This window comes from Nostoc sp. (assembly GCF_041747015.1).
Lineage (GTDB): Bacteria > Cyanobacteriota > Cyanobacteriia > Cyanobacteriales > Nostocaceae > Nostoc.
The window spans coordinates 1-10,808 of record NZ_JBGTFY010000053.1; the positions used below are offsets into that span (position 1 = coordinate 1).

The 10,808-nt window shown below is 41.7% G+C and carries 9 protein-coding genes and 2 pseudogenes; 5 read left to right on the forward strand and 6 right to left on the reverse strand.

Annotated features, from left to right (window positions below; translation table 11 throughout):
* Positions 1–310: Uma2 family endonuclease (locus ACEW80_RS03995; RefSeq protein ID WP_373525347.1), on the forward strand; the 310-nt coding region annotated here is incomplete at its 5' end.
* A gap of 239 nt (positions 311–549) precedes the next feature.
* A pseudogene (locus ACEW80_RS04000) lies at positions 550–870 on the forward strand (ISAs1 family transposase); the annotation flags it as partial.
* Between the two features lie 259 nt (positions 871–1,129).
* Here the strand turns inward: ACEW80_RS04000 and ACEW80_RS04005 are convergent.
* Positions 1,130–1,288: a YqaE/Pmp3 family membrane protein gene (locus ACEW80_RS04005; protein ID WP_373525348.1), complete on the reverse strand. Its 159-nt coding sequence runs from the start codon at positions 1,286–1,288 to the stop codon at positions 1,130–1,132.
* Positions 1,289–1,429: 141 nt separating this feature from the next.
* Positions 1,430–1,777 carry a translation initiation factor gene (locus ACEW80_RS04010; RefSeq protein WP_373525349.1) on the reverse strand — a complete coding sequence of 116 codons (348 nt, stop codon included), beginning with the start codon at positions 1,775–1,777 and terminating at the stop codon, positions 1,430–1,432.
* Between the two features lie 187 nt (positions 1,778–1,964).
* On the opposite strand from ACEW80_RS04010, the pseudogene trpB reads away from it, so the two are divergent.
* Together trpB and ACEW80_RS04020 are read left to right on the forward strand one after the other, a co-directional pair.
* Positions 1,965–3,200, forward strand: a pseudogene (gene trpB / locus ACEW80_RS04015) (tryptophan synthase subunit beta).
* 68 nt (positions 3,201–3,268) lie between these two features.
* Positions 3,269–5,044: an SWIM zinc finger family protein gene (locus ACEW80_RS04020; protein ID WP_373525350.1), complete on the forward strand. Its 1,776-nt coding sequence runs from the start codon at positions 3,269–3,271 to the stop codon at positions 5,042–5,044.
* Between the two features lie 156 nt (positions 5,045–5,200).
* Here ACEW80_RS04020 and ACEW80_RS04025 read toward each other — a convergent pair whose 3' ends face one another.
* From ACEW80_RS04025 to ACEW80_RS04040, 4 genes are all read right to left on the reverse strand, one after another.
* Positions 5,201–6,004, reverse strand: a complete 804-nt coding sequence (locus ACEW80_RS04025) for a PEP-CTERM sorting domain-containing protein (RefSeq protein ID WP_373525351.1) — start codon at positions 6,002–6,004, stop codon at positions 5,201–5,203.
* A 165-nt stretch (positions 6,005–6,169) separates the two neighbouring features.
* Entirely contained in the window at positions 6,170–6,367 is a 198-nt protein-coding gene (locus ACEW80_RS04030; RefSeq protein WP_373525352.1) for a ribbon-helix-helix protein, CopG family, read from the reverse strand.
* Positions 6,368–6,531: 164 nt separating this feature from the next.
* Entirely contained in the window at positions 6,532–7,164 is a 633-nt protein-coding gene (locus ACEW80_RS04035) for an RloB family protein (protein WP_373525353.1), read from the reverse strand.
* Positions 7,149–8,465, reverse strand: a complete 1,317-nt coding sequence (locus ACEW80_RS04040; protein ID WP_373525354.1) for an ATP/GTP-binding protein — start codon at positions 8,463–8,465, stop codon at positions 7,149–7,151. Before ACEW80_RS04040 ends, ACEW80_RS04035 begins: the two co-directional genes overlap by 16 nt.
* Positions 8,466–8,681: 216 nt before the next feature.
* Here ACEW80_RS04040 and ACEW80_RS04045 point away from each other — a divergent pair, with 216 nt between their 5' ends.
* Positions 8,682–10,601 carry a GTPase family protein gene (locus tag ACEW80_RS04045; protein ID WP_373525355.1) on the forward strand — a complete coding sequence of 640 codons (1,920 nt, stop codon included), beginning with the start codon at positions 8,682–8,684 and terminating at the stop codon, positions 10,599–10,601.
* The last annotated feature ends 207 nt before the right edge of the window (positions 10,602–10,808 follow it).

A 10,808-nucleotide genomic window follows, 5' to 3' on the forward strand; every position in this document is an offset into this window, starting at 1 on the left:
TACTCAAGCAGAATCAATTCCATTAGCCGTGGAAGTTGTAAGTACAAATTGGCGTGATGATTATTTCCTGAAATTTGGTGAGTACGAGGAAATTGGGATTCCAGAATATTGGATTGTTGACTATGCTGCTCTTGGTGGAAAGCGGTTTATTGGAAATCCTAAACAACCGACAATATCAGTTTATGCTTTAGTCGAAGGTGAATATCAAGTTACTCAATTTCTAGGAAATGACCGGATTCAATCACCTACTTTAAGAGAGCTAAATTTAACTGCTGAACAAGTTTTTAAAGCTGCTTTAGGAGAGTATTGATTAAAATTAATACTTTCAAAGTCAACGAAAGCGATTTTTATATTGGTATAACGTATCCTTAGCAATTTGTCCTTTGAATGACCCAAAAATTTTATAGTCTGTTTGTTGAGCATTATCTCGAAGGCTTACTTTCACCATTAGGTAGTGTAGAAGTCAGAGGGCTAATAACCGATGAGACCTGAGTTCGACGTAATAAAATTAGCTACAAGTACTTTCTGACAAGAGTTACAGTATTTTCTCGTAGTTCTTATGATCAAAGTAGTGACAAAAGTGCAATCCAAATGGTGAGTGCATGGGCAACTACAAATAGATTGGTGTTGGGACAAGTTAAGGTTGATGAGAAATCAAATGAAATTACAGCAATTCCAGAGTTATTAAAGGTATTAGAACTATCTGGGTGTATTGTCACAATTGATGCCATCGGCTGTCAAAAAGAGATTGTGAAGTTAATCACACAGAAGAATGCAGATTATGTAATCACATTAAAGAAGAATCAAGGGAATCTTTATAATGAAGTCGAAAAGCTATTTCAGTTAGGCATAAGTACAGGTTTTGAGGGGATTGAACATAGCATTATTAGTAAATAAGATGCGTTTCCCCTAGGGGGTGGGGTTCTTGTACCTCACTCAACCGAGAACCGCTATAAGACTAGATAAAACATTTATTTGGAAGTCCCTAGCTAATGGTGAATTCTTTAAAAATTTGCAGACATCCAATTTAAACTCTTTTTGTAGAGGCAATTCTTTAATTGCCTCCACGAAAACATTACTCAGAAGCAGTAACGCCAAAATCAATCCACCCAACTACGCCTCCAAAGAATTATTTCTTAGAAATTATCCACACTGCGTGAATAATCCCAGGAATGTAACCGAAAAGCGTCAAAAGTACATTAATCCAAAAATCCATACCAAAGCCTACTTGCAAAAAAACTCCCAAAGGCGGTAAGAAAATTGCACACAGCAGACGAACTAAATCCATTTAAAACTCCTGCTAATCTCATTAAATACAGCTTGTTGGCAAACTTATTCACCACTGTTCAAGCATATCTGTACCTTTCAAAGATAGCATTGCCCATCTCAATATAGATCACTGTTGAGATGGGGTAAACCGCACTTAACATTAGCCACCACTGATTTTGGCTTTGTAACCTAGCTTAGTCAAAATCTCGACAATTTTCTGCTTATGTTCGCCCTGAATTTCAATTTCGTTATCTTTAATCGTCCCACCTGTGCCGCACTGGGTTTTCAACTGCTTTAGCAAATCTTCCAAGGTTTCCGCTTTGGCTTGAAAACCGCTGATTACTGTGACGGTTTTGCCTTTACGTCCTTTGCGGGAAGCTTGTACTTTGAGATTTTGTTGTTGTGGAGGCAGTTCTGAAATTGGTCTTTCTATAGCAGCGGAGTTGTCGTTGCCAAATTCGCGGTACACAAAGCCTTTATCGGAAGATTTGGGATTGGAGGAAGACATAAAATCTTTATTAAGGAAAAAAGCAATTGAGATTTTTACGTTATTATTCTGCTGGGAAATCTATTTCTAGGCTAACATCACAAATCCATTAGAAGACATTGGGGATTAGAAAGACTCTTTCTTAGTCCCAGATATGCTTCAGACTTTTCTATAATAATTAAATCATTCCTGTCATCAAAATCAGCTTGTGACTACCACTCCCCTCTCTCCAAGTTCAACTGCTCAGGTTCCCGATACGCTAGGTCGCTTTGGACGCTTTGGCGGTAAGTATGTACCTGAAACGCTGATGCCTGCTCTTGCTGAACTAGAAACAGCTTATCAGCAATACCGCAATCACCCTGATTTTCAAGCAGAACTACAGCAGTTGTTACGGGACTATGTAGGACGCGCCACACCATTATATTTTGCTGAACGTCTGACTGCTCATTATGCCCGACCCGATCGCACGGGCCCACAAATTTACTTAAAACGTGAAGATTTAAATCATACTGGCTCTCACAAAATCAATAATGCCCTTGGTCAGATATTGTTAGCGAAACGCATGGGCAAGCAGCGGATTATTGCCGAAACGGGTGCTGGACAACATGGAGTTGCCACAGCAACAGTTTGCGCTCGTTTTGGGCTGGAATGCGTAATTTACATGGGCGTTCATGACATGGAACGTCAAGCTTTGAATGTGTTCAGAATGCAGTTGATGGGGGCAGAAGTGCGTCCGGTAGAGGCGGGAACCGGAACCCTCAAGGATGCCACTTCTGAAGCAATCCGAGATTGGGTGACGAATGTGGAAACAACTCACTACATCCTGGGTTCGGTAGCAGGGCCTCATCCTTACCCGATGATGGTACGTGATTTCCATGCAGTAATCGGCGAAGAAACTCGCGCCCAAGCAATGCAAAAGTGGGGTGTACTGCCTGATATTCTCTTGGCTTGTGTGGGTGGTGGTTCCAATGCTATGGGACTATTCTATGAGTTTCTTAATGAGTCTTCTATACGGTTAATTGGGGTTGAGGCAGCCGGAGAAGGTGTCAATACCGAAAAACACGCAGCGACCTTGACAAAAGGACGAGTTGGTGTATTGCACGGAGCAATGAGCTACCTCCTGCAAGATGAGGATGGGCAAATCATTGAGGCACACTCAATTAGTGCGGGGTTAGATTATCCTGGTGTGGGGCCATAACATAGCTATTTGAAGGATCTTGGTCGCGCCGAATACTATAGTGTGACGGATGCAGAGGCTTTAGCAGCGTTCCAGCGATTGTCAAAATTGGAGGGGATTATCCCAGCATTGGAAACAGCCCATGCGATCGCCTACCTCGAAACTCTGTGTCCCCAATTAACTGACAGTCCTCGGATTGTAATTAACTGCTCTGGACGCGGTGATAAAGATGTACAAACGGCAGCCAAGTTATTAAATCCTGCGTAAATATATGTCACATTCCACATAAGCTGGATTTAGGATTCATCCAAAAGATTTACGCAGGCGATCGCTCGATGTCTATTCCCCAAATCAGTGAATTTACTATCCGCCGTTATGCCAACGCCAAATCTTTCCAGCGGGGCGAGGCATATTATGAAGCAGGTGCTGTCAATGCTGTCACCCAACGTGGTGATTTGCTTCAGGCAGATGTTATGGGCAGTCAATCCAGACCTTATCATGTGAATCTGAGTTTCGATAGCAGTGGCTTAACCTCAGTCAACTGCACCTGTGACTACGACTCTGAGGGGTGGTGTAAACACGTTGTGGCGACAATGCTTGTCTGTGCGCGTAACTCAGAAAATATTGAGCAGCGCCCCACCCTAGAACAACTACTTGATCCCTTGGATCATATTCAAACCCAAAGGCTGCTGCAAGAATTGGTGACAGAATACCCACCACTAATTGAGGCGATTGACCGCCATGTAAGTTTGATGACTAATCCTGTTGCCCAGGAAAAAACCACAAAATCTATACGCCGCAGTACTATAGATCCGGCTCCCTTTCGGCGACAAGTCCGGCAGATTCTTCGGGATGCCGTGCGCTGCTTCGAGGAGGGGTATGAAGAAGACCCGATTGCCGAGGAATTGCTAAGTGTGGTGCAGACTGCTGTAGATTTTAGCGAACGTGGAGAGGGTGAGAATGCGATCGCTATTTTAGAAGCGATTACCTCTACCTGTGTAGAAAATTGGGACGATGTTGCAGAATACGGCGTTGAAAATGATGAAATTGTTGGGGAATTAAATAATGCTTGGTGTGAAGCAATTCTCAGTGCCGAGCTGATCCCAGAAGAAAAAGTTGATATTCAGGTGAATTTGGAAGCTTGGCAAGATGAGTGGAATGCTGATTTTGGCATGATTATGGAAGCTTTACGCCAAGGTTGGGATTATCCACCGTTGGTGCAAGTTCTTGAAGGAAATATTACCGAAAGGGGAGCTTGGGAAGAAGACGTGCCAGATTATGCAGATGATTTGGCACTAATTCGGCTGAAAATTCTCGAACGTCAAGAACGTCACCAAGAATACCTGTATTTAGCAGAAGCGGAAGGGCAAACCCAGCAGTATCTCACAATGCTAGGGCGTTTAGGTAGGGTGGAAGAAGCAATTGATGCTGCTCAAACCCAGATGAACTCAATGGAAGAAGCCTTTGCTTTAGCGAAAACACTAAGCGTTCAGGAGGCATTACAGCAGGCACTAGACATAGCTCAGAATGGATTAAATCTGCCGGGTAATTGTCAGTACGAATTAGGAATTTGGACAAGTGATTTAGCTCTGGAGTTGGGTAATAGTGAAGCTGCTTTATTAGCAATTAAGGCTGCTTTCCAACTCAAGCCTTCCTTTGTTGACTACCAAAAGATGGAAGAATTGGCTGGAGAAAACTGGGAAAGTGTCAAAATAGACCTGCTGAGAATTATTCGGACTTCTGGAGGTTGGGGAACAGAATCAGCCAAAGTTGATATTTTCTTGCATGAAGGGCTAATTGATGATGCAATTGCGATCGCTAGTGAACTCAGTTCTTATTATTCAGAGTTGATTCACCGAGTCATGAATGCTGCTATCCCTCAGAATCCTGGTTGGGTGATTGCTAATGCTTGTCGCCGTGCTGAAAAGATTATGGATGCAGGTAAAGCAGAATATTACTATTACGCGGTTGAATGGTTGAAAAAGGCACGTACTGCCTATTTGGAATCTGGAAAGAAGGCTGATTGGTTAAGCTATCGGGAAAAGCTGATACAAGCCCACGCTCGTAAACGTAAATTGATGGAAATGTTTAAGCAACGAGGTATGGAATGAGAACTATTGGTTATTTATAAAAAAAAGGCAGTAAATCCTGCCTTTGCGAAAAACATCCAAAACCATAGTTAAGCCAAGTATTACGCTTGACGTTGGTTAAGTTTTGTCAAAATTATGAGCAAGCTGTGATTTAATGTGAGTTGGGATAGTGCATTTTTAAGCTAAATTTTTAGCACAGATGTCTTTTCTCCTTTTCCAAACGATGCCAAAACCAGCTGCTATCAGCGTTCCGACAATGCTAGCGGGTTCTGGAACAGAAGTCTCATTTATCGGGACTTTAATTCTCAAACTCGCCAAGGTAGCGTTAGTTATAGTCAAAGATGTTACGCTTGGCAAACCGGGGATATCGGACTGGAAATCAAAGACTGTGGGAGTTAAATTACCATTGCGATTACTATATCGCTCCCCATATCCACTGACTTCAAAAGTGCCTTGATATTGCTTTCCGGTATCTGGGTCGGTAACAATACCAGTGTAGAAAGCTTTTGTGAGATTAAATTCATCCTGAACTACTCCTTGAAATGTAGTTCCTGACAATTGTCCTTGGTATTTATAAGGAGTCAGTTGGCCACCAGAAAGAACCGGCGATGTTAGAACACCATCGAAGGAGACAATCGGAATGCCTTTAAAGTCAACGAAGTAATGCAGACTTGCATCAGGGCGTGTTCTTACCTGTAGATAATCTGACTGATATACAGGAACATAATTAGGATTATTATTAGTACCTAAGTTCCGGTAATAAGTTCCAGTGTCATCCGTATCAATACGAGTAATACTGTTATTGAAATTGGGATTATTTCTGGGGAGTTGGATAGTTCCTGATAATGTGCCAGTGCTTTGAATCGTGATGAATTGAGCAGCAAAAGCACTTGCTCCATTTAAAGCGATCGCCAGTGCTGCTAAACAACTGCTGCTAACAATTGCACAACCTAGTTTAATCCCTGATGAACTTACTTTCATTAACAATTTGCTCCTTGTAATCGCCGATGAGTAAAATACACCTAATGCTTGAGATTTATTTCAAATGTTTCTCAAGCATGATTTATTATTCCCAAGTTTGTGAGATAAGTTTCATCAGCAACAAAAAGCCTTGTCAATCGCTATTCTTGTTTGCGATCGCGGATATCATGCTAAACGTCGGTACAATTCGGCATTTTTCCTCAGCACATAGTTGGCTGCTTGAGTAAACTCGCTCGTCGGGTGATTGAGCCAGTCTTCTATCCTGGCACGTAACAAATCTGCAAGCGAGATACCACTCTCTTGTGCTAATGCTTGCAGCTTCTGCAATTGTTCATCGGGAATGTTGATCGTGATGGAAGCCACAGCTATTACTCCTTGAATACTAGGAAAGTGTAGCATTATTAGTATTTTAAGTCTCTCTGCCAGGCGATCGCTACCTTTATTCTTGCGAGGTTTACGAACATTTTAAGTTTTTATGACAAGCAATAATTAGATAAAGCTGATTAAAATAATTTAAAGTAATTTCTCTAACTATTCTTTAAACTTAATAAACTACTAATCAGTTTGGGTAACTCACTACAGCAGGGATTAGAATGCTCATCTAATTCATTACGTTCTATCTGCTTTGCAATCTTTTCGGCACGTTCAATTGCTTGTTCAGTTAACGATTTTAATGGTTTTGGATACAAGCACATTGATTTGTCATAGTCTGGTATATGCTTTTTGAGTAAATTAAGTAACCTATCACGGGTGGTTTGTGCAAAATGGTCTTGAAAGTGAATTAGATACCAGAGTTCAAAACAAGGATTTGTAATTCCCAGATTAATCTTTTGGCTTTTAGCTCTATTTATTGCACTTTGCCAATTTGCCAGACTTTTTTCAATATGCTCATCTCCGTCAAAAACAGCCCAAGCTTTATCTTCTTTAGTCCACTGCTGGTTATCTTTCCTCTGCTGTCGCTCTTCGATGAGTCTTTCAATAATACTACTTGGATCAGTTTTGTTTTGATGAGGCAATATAATAATATCTAAAATTGATGAACGTAATTCATTACGGATACTATTAAAATAAATTGGTTCTGTTTTACTTCCTTCACAAGCAATTAGTATTTTCTGAGCAATATTTCTGCTAGGTGGACGACGATTTAACTTTCTTGGCACTGCTCATCACCCTGTAAAATCATTTCCTCTTCAGATGGGAGAAACGGAACGGCTCCAAAACGACCATCTAAATAAGCTTTGTCAATGGCCAAATCATTTCGCACATGGAAATCAGTCAAGGGATACAACTCAGTACTTTGGTCAGGGCGCTTTTGTGTGAACCAAATTTGATCGCGTCGTAATAAGTTGTTTCTTTGTAAGGTATTATCATGACTTGTCAAAATCAGTTGAGCGTTTCTGGGATTGGTTTTAGGATTTTGAAATATTCTGATAAGACTTCTTACAATATTAGGATGAATATTTGTGCCTAATTCATCAACAATTATCAATCCTCCTATTTTCATCACTACTACTATCAGAAATACTAAACTAAATAAGCGTTGCGTTCCAAGAGATTCTTCATCAAAAAGCCAAGCGACTAAACCACCCTCATGGGTATTATGTATAGCAAATATATTGTAGTCATTTGGATCATCATATTTATTTTCAATTTTGATTGTTAACAGTCCTGTGTCGAATTTTTGTAAAATTGTCAATACTTCTTCGAGAACTTCATTTAACATGGAACTATCAGTACCTTGCAGTGATGTGATCGCGGTAATATCGTGCTGTTCATTTCCCAAATTAATTCCAATAAAGCGAATTTTTAACCATCGGAGAAAAGGCTCAATGACATCTACTTTTAGCTTTACTAATATGCTAATAAATAACTCATTTTCTCTAATATTATCCTGGAGTTGATTATGGGAACCAGCAAAATAATCACCAGTTTTCCATATAAATTTTTTACTAACTTCATCCCATTGGCGATTAAATAAACGACGAGTACGCTTAGTTGTGTTTAAAGCATAGTCTAAGTTTTCTGAAATTATATGATTTTGATTAATTACTACTGAATAAGTATAAATATTATTATCGAATAAAGTTCTTAACTCAAATCTTGTAGGTTTTTGAGCAGAGATGCTATCTAACTTAAAAGGATCTAGTTTTGCATATTTAAAGGTTCTCTGGAATTTCACTGCTTCCTGTGTGCCATGAGACATCATCAGCAATAAATAATCGAGAGCTTGGATAACATTACTCTTGCCTGATGCGTTAGCTCCAAAAATTGCCAGAACAGGTAAAATCTCAATGTCCCACCCTTCAACATGATATCCAGGTGCAATTTCATGATCTGACTTCACCCGTTTGCGTTTGCTACTTTGGCTTGTGTGCCGATCGCTTTGTTTTTGAGCAACTGCACTTAGAGTTACAGGTTCTTTAATTGAGCGGTAGTTTTCAACCGTAAAATCTACAAGCATAATTCAACGCGCACAAGGCAGCTTTTTGTGATTTATTCACGTAAATCTTATCTTAAAGGTAAGCAAATCTCCACTTTTACCACAACACATCACATAAACTAGCAGCCAGCGTGAGCTATTATTACACTCTAATACACGCCGTAATCTAGAAGTCACCACAAGATATTAGATCGACAATAGCAGTATGAGAACTCTAACCAAAACAGGTATGGGGCAATGGTGCGATTAAAACTGTGGCAGTGGTTCGTGTTGGCAATCCCGATCGCTTTTATCATCACTTTCTTACTGGTAGCCGCCGGTTCACAAATTCATGCGTGGGGTATTAGTTGGATCTGGGGCGTGTTCACCCTTGTATTTGTTGGCTGGCGTTGGCTCTTGGTTAAATGGACTCAACCTGCTGTCAACCAGGTGGAAGCTGTATTAGCCCAAGTCCAGCAAGAATTAGAATCGACAGCAGGAGATACAGTCGGGCTACCAGTGGGCAGTGATGTCACAAAGCTTGCAGAAACCGCACTCCAAGAGATTCTGCAAGGGGCACAGAGCGATCGCCCAATTTGGGAAGACTGGCAAACTTTTTGGACGCGATGCCAAGATTTGGTGGTAGCGATCGCTCATATCTACAATCCCGAAGTGCAATATCCTCTGTTGAACATTTACGTCCCCCAGGCTTACGGACTAATTCGGGGAACGGTGGATGATATGGATCAGTGGATACAGAAGTTATCCCCAGTTCTCAATCAAGTCACGGTTGGGCAAGCCTACCAAGGCTACGAAGTCTACCGGAAGTTAGAGCCATCGGCTCGAAAATTCTGGCGTGTTTGGAACTGGGCGCAGTGGGTTTTAAATCCGGTGGCGGCGATCGCCAAACAAGCCAGTCAAGGTTACAGTAACCAAGCAACTCAGCAATTGTTGGGGAATTTGAGTCAGTTATTTCGGGAGGCTGCCCTGAGAAACTTATGCCGACAAGCGATCGCTCTTTACGGACGCAGCACATTACCAGTTTCAGCATCCTCACCGACACCAACTCTATCTAAAGCAAAAACCCAAACACTCCGAGAAATCCTAACTCAAGCTCAACCAGCCAAGGCAGTTGAGCAAAAGCCCGTGAATATTCTGCTAGTGGGGCGTACAGGGTCAGGAAAAAGTAGCTTGATTAACACGCTATTTCAGTCCGAACTGGCAGCAGTAGATGTTTTACCCAGTACCGATCGCATTCAGAATTATCAATGGCAGACTCAAAGCGGCGAAACCCTGACACTTTTGGATACACCTGGTTATGAACAAGTCAACCGTGCTAAATTGCGAAACCTAGTGCTTGATTATGCCATCAACGCCGATTTGCTGCTGTTAGTTACCCCTGCTCTCGATCCTGCCCTCCAAATGGATGTGGACTTTTTGCAAGACATAAAAGCAGAAGTTGCAGATTTACCTGCGATCGCGATCGTCACTCAAGTAGATCGTCTGCGTCCTATCCGCGAGTGGCAGCCGCCTTATAATTGGGAACGGGGCAATCGTCCCAAAGAAGTTGCGATTCGAGAAGCCACTGAGTATCGTACCCAACAGTTGGGAAACTTCTGTAATCTTGTTTTACCTGTGGTTACGAGTGACCGCAAAACTAATCGAATTCCTTGGGGAGTAGAGGCGCTATCGTTAGGATTAATAGATGCGATCGCGCCTACCAAGCAACTTCGTCTCGCCCGCTTTTTGCGTAACCTAGAAGCCCGTACCATCGCCGCTGCCAAAATCATCGACCATTACACTTTTCAGATGACGACAACACAGGGACTAACGTCATTGCTCAAAAGTCCCGTTCTCCAGTTTGTTTCGACGCTATCAACCGGATCTCCAGCCCTAGCATATATGCTGGCAGAGCAAATTCCTGTGGAACAGTTGCCGATTGTGATTGGCAAACTCCAAATGGGATATGAGCTTTTCTCACTCTTGAATACAGGCAATTCTAAACCGCTCAACTTTGAGTTGTTATCTCTCTGGCCGTTATTGCTGGAAAACTCCGCTTCACCCGACCGTAACGCTTGGGCATTTGGTCACGCCTTAGTGGAGTACTGGACTCAGAATCTAACGGTTGAACAACTGCGGGAACGATTTGACAACTATCTCGACACTAATCTACATTAGACATCTCTAAAAATTATTGTTAGCCAAGTGTAGATTGATTTGCTACGTCAAAAGATAGGCGATCGCTTAAGAGGATGTTTGAAAAGTCCTATTGCAGGTATCAAAACGTTCTAAATCCCCCTAAACCGTCCGATAAATTGGGGACTTTGATTCCGGTTCCCCCTTTTTTAAGGGGGGTTAGGGGGGATCTATAAATGTGTAAAATCA

Excerpts from the sequence above, each read along its gene's own strand:
- ACEW80_RS04005 (WP_373525348.1), bottom strand. The coding sequence starts at position 1,288 with ATGGATTTAGTTCGTCTGCTGTGTGCAATTTTCTTACCGCCTTTGGGA.
- ACEW80_RS04010 (WP_373525349.1), bottom strand. The coding sequence starts at position 1,777 with ATGTCTTCCTCCAATCCCAAATCTTCCGATAAAGGCTTTGTGTACCGC.
- ACEW80_RS04020 (WP_373525350.1), top strand. The coding sequence starts at position 3,269 with ATGTCTATTCCCCAAATCAGTGAATTTACTATCCGCCGTTATGCCAAC.
- ACEW80_RS04025 (WP_373525351.1), bottom strand. The coding sequence starts at position 6,004 with ATGAAAGTAAGTTCATCAGGGATTAAACTAGGTTGTGCAATTGTTAGC.
- ACEW80_RS04040 (WP_373525354.1), bottom strand. The coding sequence starts at position 8,465 with ATGCTTGTAGATTTTACGGTTGAAAACTACCGCTCAATTAAAGAACCT.
- ACEW80_RS04045 (WP_373525355.1), top strand. The coding sequence starts at position 8,682 with ATGGTGCGATTAAAACTGTGGCAGTGGTTCGTGTTGGCAATCCCGATC.